The sequence below is a fragment of the Haemophilus parainfluenzae genome, from assembly GCF_014931395.1.
Classification (GTDB): domain Bacteria; phylum Pseudomonadota; class Gammaproteobacteria; order Enterobacterales; family Pasteurellaceae; genus Haemophilus_D.
On the sequence record NZ_CP063120.1, the window covers coordinates 2117788 to 2141263 of the forward strand.

Consider the following 23476-nt stretch of genomic DNA (forward strand, 5'->3'; position numbering starts at 1 on the left):
TTATGGCGCTTTCACTTCCGCTTTCGACTGAAAAACTCATTCAACTTGGCGAAGTGCTTTGCCAACATTTCCCTGAAATGAATCTTGATAAAATAACCCAACAAATCGAGCGGGACGAAACAGATCTCACGACAGCAATCGGACAAATAAACTATGCCATCAGTCTGTCTGATTTCTTGGAAAAAGTCTTAAAAAAACAACCGCACTTTTTAGCCCAATGGTGGCAAACACCTCCTCAATTTTCTGATTGTCAACATTACGCTAGCCGTTTAACTGACCAACTCTCTACTATCCAAAACGAAGAACAGCTTTACAAAACGCTACGAAATTTTCGTAATCAAGAAATGGCAAAACTCAGTTTCTGCCAAAGTTTAAATCTTGCTACCGTAGAAGAAATTTTTATTCGTCTTTCTAAACTTGCTGAGAGTCTTATCATCGGTGCGAGAGATTGGCTGTATAAACAAGCTTGCGAAGAAATGGGCACACCTTGTGATGAAAATGGCAAGCCTCAGCAACTCTATATTCTTGGTATGGGAAAATTAGGTGGTTTTGAGCTAAATTTTTCCTCTGATATTGATTTAATTTTTACTTACCCTTCACAGGGTGAAACTGTTGGTGCAAGACGAGCCGTTGATAACGCTAAATTTTTTACCCGTTTAGGACAACGCCTGATTAATGCGTTGGATCAATTTACGCCAGATGGCTTTGTCTATCGTACGGATATGCGCCTTCGACCTTTTGGTGACAGCGGTGCGCTTGCCTTAAGTTTTTCTGCGATGGAACAATATTACCAAGATCAAGGGCGAGACTGGGAACGCTATGCCATGATTAAAGGGCGTATTTTAGGTGCAGATGCGCAAGATCCCAATGTAAAAACCTTACAACAATTACTTCGTCCTTTTGTGTATCGACGCTATATTGATTTTAGTGTGATTCAAGCTTTACGTGAAATGAAAGGAAAAATTGAGCGTGAAGTGCGTCGTCGTGGCTTAAAAGACAATATTAAACTAGGTGCAGGTGGGATTCGAGAAATCGAATTTATTGTGCAAGTTTTTCAACTGATTCGTGGTGGACGTGAAATTAAGCTCCAACAACATGAATTGCTTAAACTTCTCCCTGAAATACGAGATCTTGGTTTAATTACGCCTCAACAATATTATGAATTAAGAGACGCTTATATCTTCCTTCGTCGTACTGAAAACGTACTACAAGCTATTGATGATCAACAAACGCAACTTCTCCCAACTGATGAAGAAAATCGCCTTAGATTAATGGTCGCTTGTCGAGAATACACTTACTTAGATGAGAACAATCAAACTACGATAAAATCTTATCCAATTGAAAACTGGGATGATTTCTATCAAACATTACAGGCACACCAACAAAAAGTGCGGTCAGTTTTTGATGCATTAATTGGTGAAGAAAAAGATGAACGTACCGATGACAATAATCAGTGGATTGATTTTTTAGAAAGTGATCTTGATGACATTGAACAAATGCTGATTGATAATCACATTGATGATGACGCAATTTCCGATATCTTAGATAAACTTATTCAATTCAAAGAGGGACTTGCGCGCCGTGTTATTGGCTCTAGAGGTCGAGAAGTTCTAGCTCACTTATTACCAAATATCTTCACTCAAATATTTGAACAAAAAAATTACCGCACTTTATTGCCACGCATTCTCAATATTATCGATAAAATTGCAAGTAGAACGACGTATTTAGAATTACTCTTAGAAAATCCTCAAGCCATTGAGCAGCTTATTGAACTATGTGCGCAATCACAGATGATTGCCGAGCAAGTCGCTCGTTACCCTATTCTACTCGATGAATTATTAAATACTGAAGCGCTGCGTAATCCATTGCCGTTCACGCAGTACCCTGATGAATTGAAGCAATATATGCTGCGATTACCGCAAGATGATGAAGAACAATTTATTGACGGTTTACGCCAATTCAAACAGTCTATTTTATTACGCGTTGCAGCCGCCGATATTCTCGACGTATTGCCTGTTATGAAAGTGAGCGATCATCTCACTTATCTAGCTGAAGCAATTATTGATGCCGTTGTCAATTTTGCCTGGCAACAAGTCAGTCAACGCTTTGGTGTACCGGAACATCTAGTAGGCAAAACAGAAAAAGGCTTTTTAGTCATTGGCTACGGTAAATTAGGCGGAATTGAACTCGGATATAAATCCGATTTGGATTTAGTCTTTTTATACCAAGCGGTTGAAGGCCAAACTATTGGAAGGAAAAAATCCATTGATAGCAATCAATTCTATTTAAGATTGGCTCAAAAAATTGTCAGCATTTTTAGCATGAATACGAGTGCAGGTATACTCTACGATGTTGATATGCGCTTACGGCCTTCAGGCGATGCAGGCTTATTAGGCTGTTCACTTCAAGCATTTGAAAACTACCAACTCAATGAAGCTTGGACATGGGAAAAACAAGCTCTTGTCCGCAGTCGTGCTATTTTTGGTGAAACAGAATTAAAAGCAGAATTTGAAAAAATTCGTTGTAATGTACTTTCTGCTCAAAGAGATATTAATCAGCTAAAAATTGAAGTAAGAGAAATGCGTGAAAAAATGTACGACCATTTATCTCACACAAAAGAAGGCTTTTTTAATATCAAAACAGATCGTGGCGGCATTACTGATATTGAATTTATTGCCCAGTATCTGATGCTCGCGAATGCCCCAGCTAATCCAATATTAACCAAATGGTCTGATAACGTCCGTATCTTTGATTCAATGGCAGAATATCACATTATTTCTCTAACAGAATGTGAAAAGCTCAAATCCTGTTACGTGACACTGCGTAATAAAATCCATCACCTGAACTTGTTAGGAAAGCCTGTCATTGTTGATGATTCAGCGTTTGTAGAAGAAAGAGAATTTGTTTGTTCTTTCTGGAATAAACTCTTTTCTTAAAAGATTAAAGGAGTCTATCCCCCAGATAATGGGGATAAACTCCTTTTTTATATATTTATTCTTTACGTAAAAATAGACTAACTTTCTACCGCACTTTAACTTATCAAATTCAAATATAATAAAAATCCATAAACAAAAACCCCAAGCCATTCAGCTCGGGGTTCACATTCAGTACCTGGCGGTGTCCTACTCTCACATGGGGAAGCCCCACACTACCATCGGCGCATCGGCGTTTCACTTCTGAGTTCGGTATGGGGTCAGGTGGGACCACCGCTCTATCGCCGCCAGGATTATTCCTTTAATAACTTTTCTCTACTCTGCTCTCACTATCTCTAGTGCTCACAACCAAACAAGCTGATTCAACTTCAAAACTTTCTCTTTCTTCTCTGAGTTTCTTCGTCTTACCCAACACCCAAAACCCTTGAGCGTTGTATAGTTAAGCCTCTCGGGCAATTAGTACATGTTAGCTCAACGGCTCGCACCGCTTACACACCATGCCTATCTACGTCTTAGTCTTAAACAACCCTTACTGTCTTAAAGACAGGGAGAACTCATCTCTTGGCAAGTTTCGTGCTTAGATGCTTTCAGCACTTATCTCTTCCGCACTTAGCTACCCGGCAATGCGTCTGGCGACACAACCGGAACACCAGTGGTGCGTCCACTCCGGTCCTCTCGTACTAGGAGCAGCCCCAATCAATTCTCCAACGCCCACGGCAGATAGGGACCGAACTGTCTCACGACGTTCTAAACCCAGCTCGCGTACCACTTTAAATGGCGAACAGCCATACCCTTGGGACCTACTTCAGCCCCAGGATGTGATGAGCCGACATCGAGGTGCCAAACACCGCCGTCGATATGAACTCTTGGGCGGTATCAGCCTGTTATCCCCGGAGTACCTTTTATCCGTTGAGCGATGGCCCTTCCATTCAGAACCACCGGATCACTATGACCTACTTTCGTACCTGCTCGACTTGTCTGTCTCGCAGTTAAGCTTGCTTATACCATTGCACTAACCTGACGATGTCCGACCGTCATTAGCAAACCTTCGTGCTCCTCCGTTACTCTTTGGGAGGAGACCGCCCCAGTCAAACTACCCACCAGACACTGTCCGAGACCACGTTTCGTAATCTTCGTTAGAACATCAAACGTTAAAGGGTGGTATTTCAAGGTCGACTCCAACAATACTGGCGTATCATCTTCATAGTCTCCCACCTATCCTACACATCAAAATTCAATGTTCAGTGTCAAGCTATAGTAAAGGTTCACGGGGTCTTTCCGTCTAGCCGCGGGTACACCGCATCTTCACGGCGATTTCAATTTCACTGAGTCTCGGGTGGAGACAGCCTGGCCATCATTATGCCATTCGTGCAGGTCGGAACTTACCCGACAAGGAATTTCGCTACCTTAGGACCGTTATAGTTACGGCCGCCGTTTACTGGGGCTTCGATCAGGAGCTTCTCTTTCGATTACACCATCAATTAACCTTCCAGCACCGGGCAGGCATCACACCCTATACGTCCACTTTCGTGTTTGCAGAGTGCTGTGTTTTTAATAAACAGTTGCAGCCAGCTGGTATCTTCGACCGGTTCAACCTTCGCCCGCGAGGGACTACAATCTACGCCGGCGCACCTTCTCCCGAAGTTACGGTGCTATTTTGCCTAGTTCCTTCACCCGAGTTCTCTCAAGCGCCTGAGTATTCTCTACCTGACCACCTGTGTCGGTTTTCAGTACGGTTTAGATAAACCTGAAGCTTAGTGGCTTTTCCTGGAAGTGTGGTATCGGTTACTTCAGCTCCGTAGAGCCTCGTCATCATCTCTCAGTGTTAAAGAAGTCCGGATTTGCCTAAACTTCTCACCTACCAACTTAAACGCACATATCCAACAGTGCGATAACCTAACCTGCTCCGTCCCCACATCGCAGTTTATCCAAGTACGGGAATATTAACCCGTTTCCCATCGACTACGCTTTTCAGCCTCGCCTTAGGGGCCGACTCACCCTGCCCCGATTAACGTTGGACAGGAACCCTTGGTCTTCCGGCGAACGGGTTTTTCACCCGTTTTATCGTTACTTATGTCAGCATTCGCACTTCTGATACGTCCAGCAAACCTCTCGATTCACCTTCATCCGCTTACAGAACGCTCCCCTACCCAACAGACTTACGTCTGATGCCGCAGCTTCGGTGCTATATTTGAGCCCCGTTACATCTTCCGCGCAGGCCGACTCGACTAGTGAGCTATTACGCTTTCTTTAAATGATGGCTGCTTCTAAGCCAACATCCTAGCTGTCTAAGCCTTCCCACTTCGTTTCCCACTTAATATAGACTTTGGGACCTTAGCTGGCGGTCTGGGTTGTTTCCCTCTCCACGACGGACGTTAGCACCCGCCGTGTGTCTCCTGAGTATCACTCTTCGGTATTCGTAGTTTGCATCGGGTTGGTAATCCGGGATGGACCCCTAGCCGAAACAGTGCTCTACCCCCGAAGGTGTCCGCTCAAGGCTCTACCTAAATAGATTTCGGGGAGAACCAGCTATCTCCCGGTTTGATTGGCCTTTCACCCCCAGCCACAAGTCATCCGCTAATTTTTCAACATTAGTCGGTTCGGTCCTCCAGTTAGTGTTACCCAACCTTCAACCTGCCCATGGCTAGATCACCGGGTTTCGGGTCTATACCTTGCAACTAGACGCCCAGTTAAGACTCGGTTTCCCTTCGGCTCCCCTATTCGGTTAACCTCGCTACAAAATATAAGTCGCTGACCCATTATACAAAAGGTACGCAGTCACCCTTAAAGGGCTCCCACTGCTTGTACGTACAAGGTTTCAGGTTCTATTTCACTCCCCTCACCGGGGTTCTTTTCGCCTTTCCTTCACAGTACTGGTTCACTATCGGTCAATCAGGAGTATTTAGCCTTGGAGGATGGTCCCCCCATCTTCAAACAGGATATCACGTGTCCCGCCCTACTTGTCGTTAGCTTAGTACCATGACCTGGACTTCGAGTACGGGGCTATCACCCTGTATCGCCAAGCTTCCCAGCTTGTTCCTCTGTCTCTGTCATTATCACTAACAGGCTCCTTCGCGTTCGCTCGCCGCTACTAACGAAATCTCGGTTGATTTCTTTTCCTCGGGGTACTTAGATGTTTCAGTTCTCCCGGTTTGCCTCACTTACCTATGAATTCAGTAAGTGATAGTAGATTCTTCATCTACTGGGTTTCCCCATTCGGACATCTTGGATTAAACGCCTCTTATCGACTCATCCAAGCTTTTCGCAGATTAGCACGTCCTTCCTCGCCTCTGATTGCCAAGGCATCCACCTTGTACGCTTAGTCACTTAACTATACAACCTCAAAAATTCTTGATGTTGTGTTTTCAACTAAACACTTGATTGCTTTTGTTCAATCAAGATTTTCTTCTTACTCAGACTTTTTCTTATCCCTTAAAAGGACTTGAAAGTCTCTTCAGTTTTTCAGCTTGTTTCCTGGTTGTTAAAGAACAGAAGATAATAAAGTTATCTTTATTTGGCGTCCCCACGGGGATTCGAACCCCGGTTACCGCCGTGAAAGGGCGATGTCCTAGGCCTCTAGACGATGGGGACAACAAATAAAGATACTCTATCTTACACTTTGCTTACGCACTTTTCTCTCTTCATTCATTTTCTACAATATATCAATCAATCTGTGTGGACACTTATTGTCTCTCGTTTTTGGTAAGGAGGTGATCCAACCGCAGGTTCCCCTACGGTTACCTTGTTACGACTTCACCCCAGTCATGAATCATACCGTGGTAAACGCCCCCCCGAAGGTTAAGCTATCTACTTCTGGTACAACCCACTCCCATGGTGTGACGGGCGGTGTGTACAAGGCCCGGGAACGTATTCACCGCAACATTCTGATTTGCGATTACTAGCGATTCCGACTTCATGGAGTCGAGTTGCAGACTCCAATCCGGACTTAGACGTACTTTGTGAGATTCGCTCCAGCTCGCACTATCGCTTCCCTCTGTATACGCCATTGTAGCACGTGTGTAGCCCTACTCGTAAGGGCCATGATGACTTGACGTCATCCCCACCTTCCTCCGGTTTATCACCGGCAGTCTCCTTTGAGTTCCCGACCAAATCGCTGGCAACAAAGGATAAGGGTTGCGCTCGTTGCGGGACTTAACCCAACATTTCACAACACGAGCTGACGACAGCCATGCAGCACCTGTCTCAGAGTTCCCGAAGGCACCAATCCATCTCTGGAAAGTTCTCTGGATGTCAAGAGTAGGTAAGGTTCTTCGCGTTGCATCGAATTAAACCACATGCTCCACCGCTTGTGCGGGCCCCCGTCAATTCATTTGAGTTTTAACCTTGCGGCCGTACTCCCCAGGCGGTCGATTTATCACGTTAGCTACGGGCGCCAAGCTCAAAGCTCAACCCCCAAATCGACATCGTTTACAGCGTGGACTACCAGGGTATCTAATCCTGTTTGCTCCCCACGCTTTCGCACATGAGCGTCAGTACATTCCCAAGGGGCTGCCTTCGCCTTCGGTATTCCTCCACATCTCTACGCATTTCACCGCTACACGTGGAATTCTACCCCTCCCTAAAGTACTCTAGCGACCCAGTATGAAATGCAATTCCCAGGTTAAGCCCGGGGCTTTCACACCTCACTTAAGTCACCGCCTGCGTGCCCTTTACGCCCAGTTATTCCGATTAACGCTCGCACCCTCCGTATTACCGCGGCTGCTGGCACGGAGTTAGCCGGTGCTTCTTCTGTAGTTAACGTCAATCACCTAGTCTATTAAACTAAATGCCTTCCTCGCTACCGAAAGAACTTTACAACCCGAAGGCCTTCTTCATTCACGCGGCATGGCTGCGTCAGGGTTGCCCCCATTGCGCAATATTCCCCACTGCTGCCTCCCGTAGGAGTCTGGGCCGTGTCTCAGTCCCAGTGTGGCTGGTCATCCTCTCAGACCAGCTAGAGATCGTCGGCTTGGTGAGCCTTTACCTCACCAACTACCTAATCCCACTTGGGCTCATCCTATGGCATGTGGCCCGAAGGTCCCACACTTTCATCTCTCGATTCTACGCGGTATTAGCTACAGTTTCCCGTAGTTATCCCCCTCCATAAGCTAGATTCCCAAGCATTACTCACCCGTCCGCCACTCGTCATCAAAGAAGCAAGCTTCTTTATGTTACCGTTCGACTTGCATGTGTTAAGCCTGCCGCCAGCGTTCAATCTGAGCCATGATCAAACTCTTCAATTCAAGTTCAATCGCTCAATACTGCTGACATAAAATGTCACTACTTAAAAAAGTATTATGAATTTCTAGTTAGCACCTATTAAGACTTCAAAATTAAAAATATTTTTAAAACAAGTCAATCAACAAGTGCCCACACAGATTGTCTGATATATTGTTAAAGAGCAAAAAAGAACGACGCACTGGTTTTTCTTAAGACTCACAACAGCGCGTCGTTGTGTGGGGCGTATTATAGGCATTTCAGATGCCTTTGCAAGATCTTTTTGTAAAAAAGTGTAAATTTTTTTGCTATTTGCTTACAAACGCACCAACATGACGAGAAAAAATCATTTTAAAACGATAATGCCATCAAATCCCCAGAGAGCCAATGCTTGTTCTAATTGGTGTTTATTTTCTACATCTTGCGTGCAAAAAACCTGATTTTTCACCTCAGATTTTGACCGCACTTCTAATTTATCAAGTAAGAACTGCAACCGCTTGGCAATAGCGAATCCAGGGTCCATAAAATTCTTCACTTGAGGTAAGCAAATTTGAATTTCATCTTTAATTAAAGGGAAATGCGTACAACCTAAACAAATCGTATCCAAATTCTCTATTGAGGCCCAAGGACTTAATTCATTTTTCAATGCAATCAAATCAACCGATTTCCCTTGGATTTTATGCTCTGCGATTTCAACCAGTTTAGTTGAGCCTAATCGTTCAACGACACAATGAGCGGCAAACTGATGGATAAGATCACTAACATAAGGGCGTTTAACCGTGCCCTTTGTTGCCAACAGCCCAATATGTTTCGTTTGTGAGATTTCTGCCGCTGGCTTAATAGCTGGCACAGTACCTACAATCGGAATAGAAAATTGTTCACGCAAAGGCGGTAACACCACAGTACTCGCGGTATTACAAGCAATCACAATAGCATCAAGTGGATAATCCTGATTAATTTTTTTACAAATATCCAATGTTCGCTGAATGATTGTTTCTTCTGATTTTTCTGAATAAGGAAAACCTGCATTGTCAAAGCAATACAAATAATGGTTATCGGGCATCAGCTTTTTCGCTTCCCGATAAACGCTCAAGCCCCCCATTCCAGAATCAAAGAAAAGTACCGTTGATTTATTCATTTATAAAACTCTTTCAAAAATAACCGCACTTTAGGCATTCGAATAAATTTCTCGATTATTTAGCCAACGACGGATTAAACTTTCTGCCACATCCGGATATTTCACTATTAATGCTTTAGCATAATGTTGAACGGTTGGGATCATTTTACGATCGCGCATTAAATTCGCCACCTTAAATTCGGCGATACCCGTCTGTTTAGTGCCCAACACTTCACCAGGTCCGCGAATTTCTAAATCTTTCTCTGAAATCACAAAGCCATCTTGGCTATCACGCAATACCTGTAAACGTTTTTGCGAAACTTTACCCAACGGCGGTTTATACATTAAGACACAAAAAGAAGCCGTACTGCCACGCCCTACTCGTCCACGTAACTGATGGAGTTGTGATAAGCCCAAACGCTCAGCATTTTCAATAATCATGAGACTGGCATTCGGTACATCCACGCCCACTTCAATCACGGTTGTGGCCACAAGCAAATCGAGTTCTGCATTTTTAAAGGCAGCCATAATATCTTGTTTTTCTTGCGGTTTCATTCGCCCATGTACAAGACCAATTTTAAGCATCGGCAACGCTTTCGTTAAATCTTCCCAAATAGCCTCTGCTGCTTGCGCCTCTAACACTTCAGATTCATCAATTAACGTACAAACCCAATAAGCCTGGCGTTTTTCATTAATACAGGCATTTTTTACTCGAGCAACGATTTCATCACGACGCTCTTCTGAAATAACAACTGTCGTAATCGGCATTCTACCTGGTGGCAATTCGTCAATAATCGACGTATCGAGATCGGCATAAACCGTCATCGCTAACGTTCTCGGGATTGGTGTTGCTGTCATAATCAGTTGATGGGGATAAAATCCTGCTTTTTCGCCTTTTTCTCGCAACATTAAACGTTGATGTACGCCAAAGCGATGTTGTTCATCAATAATTACCAAGGCTAAATCGGCAAATTCTACTTCTTCTTGGAACAAAGCATGCGTACCCACCACCATTTGTACCGCACCGGACTTAATTTTTTCCAGTTCGGCTTGGCGAGCTTTCCCTTTCACCTTACCCGCTAACCAGCCAACTTCAATACCGAAAGGCTCTAACCAACGGCGGAAATTATTCGCATGCTGTTCCGCTAAAATCTCTGTTGGTGCCATTAAAGCCACTTGTTTGCCATTATCAATCGCTAATAAGGCAGCTAAGGCTGCAACTAACGTTTTCCCTGAACCCACATCACCTTGAACAAGTCGCATCATTGGATAATCTTTCGCTAAATCCTGTTCAATATCTGCCACCACTCTATTTTGAGCATTTGTTGGTTGAAACGGCAAAGATGCAAGAAAACGTTGTTTCAAATCAGTTTGATAATGCAATGGCAACGCTAAAAACTGCTGCGTACCCAAGCGCACTTTTTGCATTGCAAGATTGTGTGCTAAAAGTTCTTCAAAGATAAGTCGTTGTTGTGCCGGATGCTGTCCTTTCTCCAAAATATCTAATGAGATATCTGGCGGTGGACGATGCAAAAATCGAATCGCATCCTTTAGGCTAAAAGGATGTGGATTAAATTCATTAGGTAAAATTTCCGTCAATTGGATTTTATCGAGTAAAGCCAATGCTTGATCGGTTAGCTTACGTAATGAATTTTGTTTTAAACCTTCTGTTGTGGAATAAATTGGTGTGAGCGTTTCCTCTAAAACCAATGGCGCATTATCCCGTATAATTTGATACTCAGGATGATGAATTTCCGCCATAAAACGCCCGCGTTTAATTTCACCAAATGCTTTGACGCGCGTACCAATCTGAAAACTATTTTTCATCCCTGCATTAAAATTGAAGAAACGAAGCATAATTTTGCTTGTTCCATCAGAGAGACTTACGGTTAAAATAGGACGGCGCCCAAAGGCAACTTCACAGGTTTGGACAATACCTTCAATGGTGGCATATTGTTCAGGGCGAAGATCGGCAATAGGCGTAATTCTCGTGCGATCTTCATAACGGATAGGTAAATGAAAAAGCAAGTCTTGGAGATTATGAATTCCAATACGGCTTAATTTATCGGAGATTGCCGCACCTACACCCGATAAAGTGGTTAAAGGAACGGCATCGAGAAGTTGTGTGCTCATTATGCTTCATTAATATTGCGCTTCAAACGAATCACACTGGTAATTTGTTTGATTTTTCGCATAATGTTTTCTAAATGATAGATATCTCTTGCGCCGACTTGGATAATGACCAATAGCACATTATTCTCTAATTCTTCAGTCCAAATACTTTGAATATTACTTTCGCAAGTCGTGACTGCTGTCATAAGACTACCTAATACATTTTGTTCATTAAGCATTTCAATGTGTAATTCGGCATCAAAATTGACCGCACTTTCAGACTCTTCCCATTTCGCAGCAGTGAAATCTTTGGTATTGCTTGACGTTAAATTAGAACAAGCTTGATGATGAACAACCACACCTTTCTTCGCTGTGCTTAATGCCACGATCGGATCACCCGGAATTGGATGACAACATTGAGCGAAAGACGCTTTCATTTCACCATCTCGGCTCAATGTTAGTGTGCTTTGCGTATTTTCAGAAACGCCATCCACATCAATTTCAATGGCTTCATCCATTAATTGATGGGCAATGACACTTGACATTTGATTGCCGACACCAATTTCTACAAAAAGCTCATTGAGGCTTGAGAGATTTAATTCATTCAGTACTGCTTGGATTTTATCTTCAGAAACCTCTGAGAGATAATGTGGTTTCAACGCCATTTCTAACTGTTTTTTGCCTGTTTGAACCGCATCATCTGCACGCAATAATTTTAAGAAATGACGAATACGGGTTCTTGCTCGAGCGGTCACCACAAAGTTTAACCAACTAACGCTTGGGTGAGCGTTTTCACTGGTCACAATCTCAACAGTTTGACCAGATTCTAAGGCTTGCGATAATGGATAAGGTTTATGCTCTACTACTGCCGCAACACAATGATTTCCCACATCAGAATGCACGGCATAAGCAAAATCGACAGCTGTTGCGCCCATTGGCAATTCCACGATGCGACCTTTCGGCGTAAAGACATAAATTTCTTTCGGGAAAAACTCTGATTTGACATTCTCAATAAACTCGAAGGAGTTACCCACGTTTTGTTGAATATCCACCAGGCTTTGTAACCAACGTTGTGCGCGGACTTGAGCGGTGGTGCTATCGTTTTTACCACCTTCTTTATACACCCAATGGGCGGTAATTCCCATTTCAGCAACCTGTTCCATCTCTTCAGTTTGCAAGTGAACTTCCACAGGCACTCCATGAGGACCAATCATTGAGGTTTGTAGCGCTTGGTAGCCATTTGCACGTGGCACAGCAATATAATCTTTCACCTTGCCTGGGCGAGGCTTATACAAACTATGCATTTGTCCCAATCCGCGATAGCAATCATCAACTGAATTCACAATGACACGGAAAGCATAGATATCCATAATTGAATGGAATTTCTGATCTTTCATGCGCATTTTTTGGTAGATTTTATAGAGATGTTTTTCTCGACCCCAAATACGACTTGGAATACCCGCATTTTCAAGACGTTGTGAGATATCATTAGAAATACGTTGGATCAACTCCTGACGAGAACCACGTGCCTGTTCGACGAATTTTTTAAGCACTTCATAACGGCGAGGATGCATGGCTTCAAAAGATAAATCTTCTAATTCATTTTTGATATGCTCAATGCCTAAACGATGGGCTAATGGACAGTAAATCTCTAGGGTCTCTTTTGCAATGCGACGACGTTTATCTGGACGTAATGAGCCCAGTGTTCGCATATTATGGGTACGGTCAGCCAGTTTGATTAAGACGACACGAATATCTCGAGTCATCGCTAAAATCATTTTACGGAAGTTTTCAACCTGTGCTTCTTGGCGGGTACGGAATTTCAATTTATCCAGTTTAGATACGCCATCTACAATTTCGGCTACGCTAGCGCCAAACTCATCTTTTAATTGGGATTCGGTATAAGGGGTATCTTCGATAACATCATGCAATAATGCAGCCATGACAGCTTCATGGTCTAAATGCATTTCCGCAATGATTGAAGCCACTGCAACTGGGTGCGTAATGTAAGGTTCGCCACTTGAGCGAAATTGTCCTTCGTGAGCATCTCGCGCAATGACGAATGCACGTTTGATTAATTCAATTTTATCGGCGGGCAAATACCCCTGAATAATTCGATCTAAATTGGCAAACAATTCCAAAGGACACCTGACTTTTTGTAGAGAGAAAGACTAGGCGGCCAAAATAAGCTTAATTTTGACCGCACTTTAATGAGATTATTCTGTGATTAACGCCACTGCCACTTCTTCATTACGTTGAGAAGCTGCTGCATCTAAATACTCTTTTGCATCCATGATTTCTTGGTTGATTAACCCTTTTTCAATTTCACGTAATGCAATGACAGTTGGTTTATCGTTATCTTCTGGCACTAACGGCTCACTTTGATGTAGCTCTAATTGTCTCGCACGACGAGCGGCGGTTAAAATTAAATCAAAACGGTTACCAATTTTTTCTACTGCATCTTGCACAGTCACTCGAGCCATGTTTTACTCCGATGTTAAAAATAATGTCTATAAGGGGAAATATTGTACTCAATTCAAGGTTATTTTGCTAGTAGCTGGTGAATTAAGTCTGCATTTTCTGTTTGTTGATAAGCTTTGGTCAAGCGCTCTGCCTGTAAAATACTTTGCAAATCTGCCAATGCCTGCTCAAAATTATCATTCACAATAACGTAATCATATTCATTATAATGGGAAATTTCACTGATTGCTTTTGACATTCGTTCAGCAATCACCTCTTTACTATCCTGTCCGCGTCCAATCAAACGACGTTCTAATTCAGGCAATGACGGTGGCAAAATAAAAATACTTTTTACAGAAGGTACCTTTTGACGAATTTGCTGCGCACCTTGCCAATCAATATCTAAAAACACATCAATGCCTTTTGCTAAGTTTTCTTCAATTGCTGGTAATGAAGTGCCGTAATAATTGCCACCAAACACTTTTGCATATTCTAAGAAATGGCCTTTTTCAATTAAACGCTCAAATTCTTCTACGGAAACAAAATAATAATGCACACCATGACTTTCGCCTGGGCGAGGTGAACGTGTTGTATGTGAAATCGACACCATTTTTTTCGTGCCTTGATTTTTCTCTAATAATGCTGAAATTAATGATGACTTGCCCGCCCCACTTGGTGCAGAAAGAATATATAAATTACCTTGAGACATAATTCAAACCTCTTCTTGTTGTTTGTTTTTATTATACAAAAAGAAAATGAAAAGTGCGGTCAAAATTTCATTTGTTTTTCCTCCTCGTTAAAAAGTGATCGAGATCACAAAAAAGTGGTATATACCCTTTTTTTTATCAAAATGCCCGTGCTATAATCCGAAAGAACTCGTTAGAGCAACGATTTTGTTTAACTTAAAAATAGAAGGTGAAAATCTTATGGCTATTAAAATTGGTATCAACGGTTTCGGCCGTATCGGTCGTATCGTATTCCGTGCAGCACAACAACGTGATGACATCGAAGTTGTAGGTATTAACGACTTAATCGACGTTGAATACATGGCTTACATGTTGAAATACGATTCAACTCACGGTCGTTTTGACGGTACTGTTGAAGTTAAAGACGGTAACTTAGTTGTAAACGGTAAAACTATCCGTGTTACTTCTGAACGTGATCCTGCAAACCTTAACTGGGGTGCGATCGGCGTTGATGTTGCAGTTGAAGCAACAGGTTTATTCTTAACTGATGAAACAGCACGCAAACACATCACTGCTGGTGCGAAAAAAGTCGTATTAACAGGTCCTTCTAAAGATAGCACACCAATGTTCGTACGTGGTGTAAACTTCGGTGCATACGCAGGTCAAGATATTGTGTCTAACGCATCTTGTACAACAAACTGTTTAGCACCTTTAGCACGTGTTGTTCACGAAACCTTCGGTATCAAAGATGGTTTAATGACTACTGTTCACGCAACCACAGCAACTCAAAAAACTGTTGATGGCCCATCAGCTAAAGACTGGCGCGGTGGTCGTGGTGCATCACAAAACATCATCCCTTCATCTACCGGTGCAGCAAAAGCAGTAGGTAAAGTATTACCAGCATTAAACGGTAAATTAACTGGTATGGCGTTCCGTGTTCCTACTCCAAACGTTTCTGTAGTTGACTTAACTGTAAACTTAGAAAAACCAGCAACTTACGAACAAATCAAACAAGCAATCAAAGATGCAGCTGAAGGTAAAACTTTCAACGGCGAATTAAAAGGCGTTTTAGGTTACACTGAAGATGCAGTAGTTTCTACAGACTTCAATGGTTGTGCTTTAACTTCTGTATTTGATGCTGATGCGGGTATCGCATTAACTGACTCTTTCGTTAAATTAGTATCTTGGTACGATAACGAAACTGGTTACTCAAACAAAGTATTAGACTTAGTTGCACACGTATACAACTACAAAGGCTAATCAAAATAGCTAAAAAATTAACCGCTCTTTTTAGAGCGGTTTTTTTATATCGCCAGTAATGGATTTTAAGAATAGGCTTTAAAATTCTTTCCTTTTGTTTCTGTTAATCCTTGATAATGACGGAAATTATAAATAAGTGGCTTCCATTTTGTTGGATCAATACGATCCTTATCAAATAGCACATCATCTTGCCCATGAAATGCCACCACCGTAAATTCTACAATCGCATAATTCTCTTCTGTACGCTCTGTTATATGACTAACTTTTACTTCAGCTTGTAAAGGACATTCTAATACTCGTTTCGGTGCAACTGTAGTCGACTCCTGCGGTGTTAAACCTGCTATTTCAAACTTGTTTGGTGTTGTTTTCCCTGAAAGTTTTTCAATACGGCTAATATTATCAATCAAATTCTCAGGTACTAAATTAATCACCGCCTCCCCTGTTGATTTCAGATTCTCAAGCGCTTTTCCTCCTAATACTAAACCAATAACAATATTTTTCCCTAAGCTCCAACTCGATGAAATTGGCGTAATATTGGTATGGTTAGCTTTATCGGCTGTCGATAATAAAATAACTGGAAAGCCATAATAAAATGCGCCGGGATTGATTTCTCTATGCATAACATTCTCCTTCTTTTAATGTTTTAGTTAGTCTATAAAAAATAGATTCACAAAGTAGATACCGAGATATAAGTAAAACATAGAGAACCTAGATATAACAAGGCTCTACGACTAATAATTTAATGGCAGAATATAGAATAAAAATAGAAAAATCAAAATGTCTATTATTTATTCTATATCGACAAAATAACAACATTTCTCTAGCTTTTAAATTTATTTCGTTTATATTAGCGCACACTTGTTCGCTCAAATAAGGCTTATATGAATTTAGAACGTCATTTCGTCAATCGAATTCGCCAGCAGGCAAAAACTCGTCAAAATGCAACCGCACTTCGCCATAAAATTAATGGCTTGTGGAAAGATATTTCATGGAACGCATTCCAACAACAGCTTGATCAGCTTTCATTAGCTTTTCTTGCTTGCAATATTCAAGTACAAGATAAAATTGCGATTTTTGCGCACAATATGTCACGCTGGACAATCGCAGATATTGCAGCCCTTCAAGTCCGTGCTATTACCGTTCCCATTTATGCAACCAATACGGCACAACAAGCCGAATTTATTTTAAATCATGCCGATGTTAAAATTCTGTTTGTTGGTGATCAAGAACAATATGATCAAGCGTTAGAAATTGCACATCAGTGTCCACAATTACAAAAAATTGTGGCCATGAAAGAACAGATTCAATTGACTGAAACTACACTTTCTTGCCATTGGGACGATTTAATTCAATTAGGTACAGAAGAATTCCAAACTGAATTTGAAACTCGTTTAGCAAGTAAAACGATGGATGATTTATTCACAATCATCTACACATCAGGCACAACAGGTGAACCGAAAGGCGTAATGCTTGATTACAGTAACTTAGCGCATCAACTTGAAGCCCATGATATTGCATTAGATGTTAATCAAGATGAGGTTTCACTTTCTTTTTTACCATTTAGCCATATTTTTGAGCGAGCTTGGGTTGCCTATGTGTTACATCGTGGAGCAATCCTTTGTTATCTCGAAGATACCAATCAAGTACGTGAAACATTGACAGAAGTACGCCCGACCTTTATGTGTGCGGTACCGCGTTTCTATGAAAAAATTTATTCTGCTGTGCTTGATAAAGTACAAAAAGCCCCTTTTATTCGTCAGATGATTTTCCATTGGGCGATTGCAGTGGGGCAAAAACGTTTTGATCTTCTCTCTCAAAATAAAAAAGTCCCGTTCTTCTTGCAAAAACGTTATGCGCTTGCCGATAAACTGGTACTTTCTAAATTACGTTCATTATTAGGCGGACGCATTAAAATGATGCCCTGCGGTGGCGCAAAATTAGAACCAACCATTGGTCTTTTCTTCCACAGCATTGGGATTAACATCAAACTCGGTTATGGTATGACTGAAACCACGGCCACCATTTCTTGCTGGGATGACCATCATTTTAATCCGAATTCTATTGGTAAATTAATGCCAAATGCCGAAGTTAAAATTGGGGAAAATAACGAAATTCTGGTTCGTGGCGGTATGGTAATGAAGGGTTACTATAAAAAGCCTGAAGAAACTGCCCAAGCCTTCACCGAAGATGGTTTCTTGAAAACGGGAGATGCCGGTGAGTTTGATGCTGAAGGTAATTTATTTATTACCGATCGTATTAAAGAATTGATGAAAACCTCTAACGGCAAATACATTGCTCCACAATATATCGAAGGTAAAATCGGTAAAGATAAATTTATCGAACAAATTGCGATTATTGCCGATGCCAAAAAATATGTTTCAGCCCTAATCGTGCCTTGTTTTGATAGCGTAGAAGAATATGCGAAAAAACTGAATATTAAGTATCAAGATCGCATGGAATTACTCAAACACTCTGAAATTATTAAAATGTTTGAGAAGCGCATCGAAAGCCTCCAAAAAGAATTGGCGCACTTCGAACAAGTGAAGAAATTTACGCTACTCTCTCAAGCATTTAGTGTAAAACTTGGTGAAATCACCCCTACGCTCAAATTACGTCGAAAAGTGATTATGGAACGCTATCGTCATATTATTGACTCAATGTATTCCAACAACAAAGAAAATAAGGAAAATAAAGAATAAAAAAGGCGGTGAATTTTCACCGCACTTTTTATTTTCACTAAAGCCATTTATTCGACTTCTACTAGTACGCCTGCTTGACGAGGTTTCAATACGCCTACCTCACTAAGCTCAATACCGGCTTTTTTCGCAATCTCTAAAATTTCCGCTTCACTTTCTGGTTTAACCGCAATCAACAAACCACCTGAAGTTTGTGGATCGCAAAGTACCGCCCTTTGATAATCGGTAAGAGGGCCGATTTTATGACCATAGCTTTCAAAATTACGGTTGGTTCCACCTGGTACACAACCTTCTGCAATGTAATCTGCTACGCCATCTAATAATTTGATTTTATCAAAATGCACAACCGCATTAAGATTTGAGCCTTCACAGATTTCAGCTAAGTGCCCTAATAAACCAAAACCAGTTACATCTGTCATGGCGGTTACACCTGCAACTTCTGCAAATTGGCTGCCAATCAGGTTCATTTGACACATGGCTGCCGTTGCCAAGCCTTGATGTTCTGGTTTTAATTTGCCTTTTTTCTCTGCAGTAGTCAGCACACCGATACCTAATGGTTTGGTTAAATAAAGCTTACACCCTGCTTCTGCTGAGGCATTACGTTTTACACGATCCGTTGCAATAACGCCTGTTACCGCTAAACCAAAAATGGGTTCTGGCGCATCAATCGAGTGTCCACCAGCCAGTGAAATCCCCGCTTGATGACAAGCAAAACGGCCACCATCAACAATCTTCTGTGCCACTTCTGCCGGCAATTTATTAATCGGGAAGCCTAGAATGGCAATCGCCATAATCGGCTTACCGCCCATTGCAAAAATATCACTAATGGCATTGGTTGCTGCAATGCGACCAAAATCAAAAGGATCATCCACAATCGGCATGAAGAAATCCGTGGTACTGATAATTGCAGTACCATTACCAAGATCATAAACCGCAGCATCATCCGCTGTTTCGTTACCGACCAATAAATTGGGATCAGCAAATTTTTCGAGTTTAGTCTGTAAAATTGTCCCTAACACCTTAGGCGAAATTTTACAACCTCAACCTGCGCCGTGGCTGTATTGTGTTAAACGAATCTCATCTGTCATATTCAATCCTTTGTAAAAATAACGTACTTCTTAAACAAAAGAGCGGTTAGAAAAAGCCACATTTAAGAGGCCAATTTCTCTACTTTTGCTTGTTTAATCATATTATCGCTGACTTCTAAAATAGTAATTCGTAAGCCATCGATTTCACAAACGGTTCCTTCATCAGGAATATCCTCAAGATGTTCGAGAATCAAACCATTAAAGGTGCGTGCATCCTCTGTATCTAATTCCCAACCAAACATTTTATTCAAATCACGAAGATTTGCCGAGCCTTCAATAATCATCGAACCATCAGATTGCTGAACGACTTCTTGTTCAATAGTCGGTGCAGTAGTGGTTGTAAAATCACCCACAATTTCTTCTAAAATATCTTCAAGCGTGACTAATCCTTTAATGTCACCATATTCGTCCACCACTAAACCGATACGTTCTTTTTTCGTACGGAAATTCGCTAATTGTGTTTTCAGTGGTGTCCCTTCTGGAATGAAGTACACTTCATCGACGGCACGTAGTAAAGTTTCTTTGGTGAATTCATTTTTTTCTAATAACAAACGAAACGCTTCACGCACGCGCAAAATCCCTAATACTTGCTCATCAAGGCTGCCTTTATACAACACAATTCGGTTATGTGGTGCATGATTAAGCTGGCGCATAATGGCTTTCCAATCGTCATCAATATCAATCCCAGCAATTTCATTACGTGGCACCATGATATCGTCAACCGTCACGGTTTCCATATCTAAAATAGAGAGCAACATTTGTGGATGCTGTTCATCCGGTGTAGCTTCTCCTGCTTCCGATACGATACTACGAAGTTCTTCACGACTAATCACTTGTTTTTGCATATCGGGTTTTAAACCCACCATTCGCATTAATGTCTTCGTGAAAAGATTCATTAACCAAACCAACGGATAAAATATTTTTAATAGCAAGACTAAAATATGGCTTGAAAATAATCCCACCTTTTCTGGATGCATTGCCGCGACGGTTTTAGGGAAAATTTCAGAAAAAACAAGCATCACAAAGGTTAATAAACCTGTTGCAATAGCCACACCCGCATCGCCATATAAACGCATACCAATCATGGTTGCAATAGCTGAAGCACTGATGTTAACAAGGTTATTAAAGATCAGAATAAAACTTAATAAGGTATCAGGCTTTTCGAGCAGTTTTTCTGCTTTTTGCGCGCCTTTATTACCTTGTTCCGCCATAAAACGAAGGCGATATTTATTAAGAGAGAGTAATCCGGTTTCTGAGCCGGAGAAATAGGCTGATAAAACTAAACAAATAATGAGTGTAATAAATAAAGTACTAAGGGGGATACTGTCCAAGGGTAAATCCTTTTGTTCGTTAATCAACAAAAAGTGCGGTTATTTTCACCGCACTTTTTACCTGTTCTTTGATTTCGATTAAATCAAACGGCTGCCAAAATAGCCAATTGTGAGCAGAATGATACCTGAAATTGCGTAAATAATCATCCTTTTTCCGCGCCATCCCAGTCGCCAATGACCAAAACAAGCAATACCAAAACTAATCCAAGCAAGGAAAGAGAAAATCGCTTTGTGCAGATTTTCTGGCGTCACCGCTTGTAATACATGATAAGTCCCCGAAATTAAAGTTAGCGTCAATAATGCTTCACCCATGGCAAATAAACAGAAGAAATGACGTTCTACCGCCATTAATGGTGGAATTGCGGGCGAAAATTGAATTTTACGTTTTTTCAAATTGCGATCTAACCAGACCAACTGAATCACATAAAGCGTTGCAATAAAACACACGGCATAGGTAAACAGTGATAAGCCAATATGGAACAACATCAATGTGTTCTGATTCAACATTTGGATGATGTGGCTTGATAAGAATGTCGCAAAGATCAAGCTAATGATCGAAAACGCATACACGATTGGTAAAACAAACCACATTGTGGAAACGAGAAACATGGAAAGCGTCGCCAATCCGGCAATAACTGCGCTCATTAAGGACGCGATTCCCATTAATGTAAAACGTTGTCCTGAAGCAAGATCCTCTAGCAAAGGGAAGGTGCTGACAGCATGCAGAATAATGGCTGCAAGTGCGGTCAGAAAAAACGGGATTTTACTTTGACTTAACTTCCCTTCCGATGAGTTCATCAAAAATGGAGCGATCAGCAATAGACTAAGAATGTAAAAAATAATCGAAAAAAGGGCAAACCACATAATGCGTTCTCTTTACTAGGAATTATTCTTATTTTAACGGATCTTTTCTCTAGATCGCCATAATTTTATTTGAAATGATGAAAAACGCCCAAATTTCGGTATAATCACGGCAATTTTTTAAGAAAAAACAGGATTTAAAATGTTTGAGAATTTATCGGATCGCCTTTCCAAAACGCTACGCAACATTAGCGGTAAAGGTCGCTTAACTGAAGATAATATTAAAGAAACCCTACGCGAAGTACGTATGGCTTTATTAGAAGCTGACGTTGCGTTGCCTGTCGTACGTGAATTTATCGCCAAAGTAAAAGAAAGCGCATTAGGCGAAGAAGTCAATAAAAGCTTAACACCAGGCCAAGAGTTCTTAAAAATTGTTCAACGTGAACTCGAAAAAGCCATGGGTGAAGCCAATGAAAGCTTAAACTTAGCAACGCAGCCACCCGCAGTTATTTTAATGGCGGGTTTGCAAGGTGCGGGTAAAACCACCAGCGTGGGTAAATTAGCAAAATTCTTACGCGAACGTCATAAAAAGAAAGTGCTTGTGGTCTCTGCCGACGTATATCGTCCTGCAGCGATCAAACAGCTTGAAACCTTAGCACAATCTGTTGGCGTGAATTTCTTCCCATCTGATGTCAAACAAAAACCGGTAGAGATTGCAAAAGCGGCACTTGCTGACGCGAAACTCAAATTCTACGATGTATTAATCGTGGATACCGCGGGTCGCTTACACGTTGATAGCGAGATGATGGATGAAATCAAGCAAGTTCATGCGACATTAAATCCAATTGAAACGCTTTTCACCGTTGATGCAATGACCGGTCAAGATGCGGCAAATACAGCTAAAGCCTTCAACGAAGCCTTGCCACTTACCGGGGTTATCTTAACCAAAGTGGATGGTGATGCGCGTGGCGGTGCGGCTTTATCTATTCGTCAAATCACCGGCAAACCGATTAAATTCCTTGGTGTGGGCGAAAAAACAGAAGCCCTTGAGCCATTCCATCCTGATCGCGTAGCGTCGCGTATTTTAGGTATGGGCGATGTACTTTCCCTTATCGAGGATCTGGAACGTTCTGTGGATCGCGAAAAAGCGGAAAAAATGGCACAGAAATTCAAGAAAGGTGATGATTTCACCTTAGACGATTTCCGTGAACAGCTCCGTGAGATGAAAAAAATGGGCGGCATGATGTCAATGCTTGAAAAATTACCGGGTGCGAAAAACTTACCGGATCATGTCAAAAATCAAGTGGATGACAAAATGTTTATCAAAATGGAAGCCATCATTAATTCCATGACCTTAAAAGAGCGTGCCAATCCAGATATTATCAAAGGAGCTCGCCGTCGTCGTATTGCATTAGGTTCTGGCACTCAAGTTCAAGATGTGAATAAGCTGCTGAAACAATTTGACGAAATGCAGCGTATGATGAAGAAAATGCGCAAAGGTGGCATGGCGAAGATGATGCGCGGTATGCAAGGCTTAATGGGTGGAGGCGGCTTAGGTGGCCTTGGTGGTTTAGGTGGTATGTTTAAACGTTAATCCCTTCTTCAAATAAAGTGCGGTCAAAAATCAATAGGTTTTTGACCATATTTTTTATCTTTTTATTCAGCATTTCCTATTACCCGATTAAATTACTCAGTTTTAGGTAATATTTTCATCAATCGATAGTCGATATAATTGCTCAAGTATTTTACTTAGCGTAAAATCTAGCTCTTGATGG

General features: G+C 41.5%; 13 protein-coding genes, 1 tRNA gene and 3 rRNA genes. 4 read left to right on the forward strand and 13 right to left on the reverse strand.

Annotated elements, in window-relative coordinates; genetic code table 11:
* Positions 1-2 precede the first annotated feature (2 nt).
* Positions 3-2936 carry a bifunctional [glutamate--ammonia ligase]-adenylyl-L-tyrosine phosphorylase/[glutamate--ammonia-ligase] adenylyltransferase gene (gene glnE, locus INP94_RS10475; protein WP_420026408.1) on the forward strand — a complete coding sequence of 978 codons (2934 nt, stop codon included), beginning with the start codon at positions 3-5 and terminating at the stop codon, positions 2934-2936.
* 173 nt (positions 2937-3109) lie between these two features.
* Here the strand turns inward: glnE and rrf are convergent.
* From rrf to gmk, 9 genes are all read right to left on the reverse strand, one after another.
* A 5S ribosomal RNA gene (rrf, locus tag INP94_RS10480) occupies positions 3110-3225 on the reverse strand.
* A 143-nt stretch (positions 3226-3368) separates the two neighbouring features.
* Positions 3369-6266 (reverse strand): 23S ribosomal RNA (locus INP94_RS10485).
* 182 nt (positions 6267-6448) lie between these two features.
* Positions 6449-6524, reverse strand: a tRNA-Glu gene (locus INP94_RS10490).
* 112 nt (positions 6525-6636) lie between these two features.
* Positions 6637-8176, reverse strand: a 16S ribosomal RNA gene (locus INP94_RS10495).
* Together the 16S, 23S and 5S rRNA genes with 1 tRNA gene alongside form the textbook arrangement of a ribosomal RNA operon.
* 320 nt (positions 8177-8496) lie before the next feature.
* Positions 8497-9288, reverse strand: coding sequence for a glutamate racemase (gene murI, locus INP94_RS10500; protein ID WP_197543597.1), 792 nt, complete (start codon positions 9286-9288; stop codon positions 8497-8499).
* 30 nt (positions 9289-9318) lie between these two features.
* Complete coding sequence (gene recG / locus INP94_RS10505) at positions 9319-11400, reverse strand: ATP-dependent DNA helicase RecG (protein WP_197543598.1); 2082 nt, start codon at positions 11398-11400, stop codon at positions 9319-9321.
* A complete protein-coding gene (gene spoT, locus INP94_RS10510) occupies positions 11400-13520 on the reverse strand; it encodes a bifunctional GTP diphosphokinase/guanosine-3',5'-bis pyrophosphate 3'-pyrophosphohydrolase (protein ID WP_197543599.1) in 2121 nt (706 codons plus the stop codon). Before spoT ends, recG begins: the two co-directional genes overlap by 1 nt.
* Positions 13521-13595: 75 nt before the next feature.
* A complete protein-coding gene (rpoZ, locus tag INP94_RS10515) occupies positions 13596-13862 on the reverse strand; it encodes a DNA-directed RNA polymerase subunit omega (protein ID WP_049372912.1) in 267 nt (88 codons plus the stop codon).
* A 59-nt stretch (positions 13863-13921) separates the two neighbouring features.
* Complete coding sequence (gene gmk / locus INP94_RS10520) at positions 13922-14548, reverse strand: guanylate kinase (RefSeq protein ID WP_049371920.1); 627 nt, start codon at positions 14546-14548, stop codon at positions 13922-13924.
* 217 nt (positions 14549-14765) lie between these two features.
* On the opposite strand from gmk, the gene gap reads away from it, so the two are divergent.
* Positions 14766-15785, forward strand: coding sequence for a type I glyceraldehyde-3-phosphate dehydrogenase (gap, locus tag INP94_RS10525; protein ID WP_005698362.1), 1020 nt, complete (start codon positions 14766-14768; stop codon positions 15783-15785).
* Positions 15786-15850: 65 nt separating this feature from the next.
* Here gap and INP94_RS10530 read toward each other — a convergent pair whose 3' ends face one another.
* A complete protein-coding gene (locus INP94_RS10530; RefSeq protein WP_005698447.1) occupies positions 15851-16405 on the reverse strand; it encodes a flavin reductase family protein in 555 nt (184 codons plus the stop codon).
* Positions 16406-16666: 261 nt separating this feature from the next.
* Here INP94_RS10530 and INP94_RS10535 point away from each other — a divergent pair, with 261 nt between their 5' ends.
* Positions 16667-18484 (forward strand): AMP-dependent synthetase/ligase, encoded by a 1818-nt coding sequence (locus INP94_RS10535; protein WP_197543600.1) that lies wholly within the window; start codon positions 16667-16669, stop codon positions 18482-18484.
* A gap of 47 nt (positions 18485-18531) precedes the next feature.
* Here the strand turns inward: INP94_RS10535 and selD are convergent, their stop codons facing one another.
* From selD to INP94_RS10550, 3 genes are all read right to left on the reverse strand, one after another.
* The gene (selD, locus tag INP94_RS10540) at positions 18532-19569 is read right to left on the reverse strand and encodes a selenide, water dikinase SelD (protein WP_197543601.1); all 1038 of its coding nucleotides are present in this window, start codon (positions 19567-19569) and stop codon (positions 18532-18534) included.
* A 62-nt stretch (positions 19570-19631) separates the two neighbouring features.
* Entirely contained in the window at positions 19632-20900 is a 1269-nt protein-coding gene (locus tag INP94_RS10545; protein WP_197544306.1) for an HlyC/CorC family transporter, read from the reverse strand.
* A gap of 78 nt (positions 20901-20978) precedes the next feature.
* Positions 20979-21764 carry a cytochrome C assembly family protein gene (locus tag INP94_RS10550; RefSeq protein WP_197543602.1) on the reverse strand — a complete coding sequence of 262 codons (786 nt, stop codon included), beginning with the start codon at positions 21762-21764 and terminating at the stop codon, positions 20979-20981.
* A gap of 139 nt (positions 21765-21903) precedes the next feature.
* On the opposite strand from INP94_RS10550, the gene ffh reads away from it, so the two are divergent.
* A complete protein-coding gene (gene ffh, locus INP94_RS10555) occupies positions 21904-23295 on the forward strand; it encodes a signal recognition particle protein (protein WP_197543603.1) in 1392 nt (463 codons plus the stop codon).
* Positions 23296-23476 lie beyond the last annotated feature (181 nt).

Bases quoted from the DNA above. Each gene is read 5' to 3' on its own strand.
- glnE (WP_420026408.1), top strand. From the start codon at position 3: ATGGCGCTTTCACTTCCGCTTTCGACTGAAAAACTCATTCAACTTGGC.
- INP94_RS10550 (WP_197543602.1), bottom strand. From the start codon at position 21,764: ATGTGGTTTGCCCTTTTTTCGATTATTTTTTACATTCTTAGTCTATTG.
- gmk (WP_049371920.1), bottom strand. From the start codon at position 14,548: ATGTCTCAAGGTAATTTATATATTCTTTCTGCACCAAGTGGGGCGGGC.
- murI (WP_197543597.1), bottom strand. From the start codon at position 9,288: ATGAATAAATCAACGGTACTTTTCTTTGATTCTGGAATGGGGGGCTTG.
- INP94_RS10530 (WP_005698447.1), bottom strand. From the start codon at position 16,405: ATGCATAGAGAAATCAATCCCGGCGCATTTTATTATGGCTTTCCAGTT.
- ffh (WP_197543603.1), top strand. From the start codon at position 21,904: ATGTTTGAGAATTTATCGGATCGCCTTTCCAAAACGCTACGCAACATT.
- rpoZ (WP_049372912.1), bottom strand. From the start codon at position 13,862: ATGGCTCGAGTGACTGTGCAAGATGCAGTAGAAAAAATTGGTAACCGT.
- INP94_RS10535 (WP_197543600.1), top strand. From the start codon at position 16,667: ATGAATTTAGAACGTCATTTCGTCAATCGAATTCGCCAGCAGGCAAAA.
- gap (WP_005698362.1), top strand. From the start codon at position 14,766: ATGGCTATTAAAATTGGTATCAACGGTTTCGGCCGTATCGGTCGTATC.
- recG (WP_197543598.1), bottom strand. From the start codon at position 11,400: ATGAGCACACAACTTCTCGATGCCGTTCCTTTAACCACTTTATCGGGT.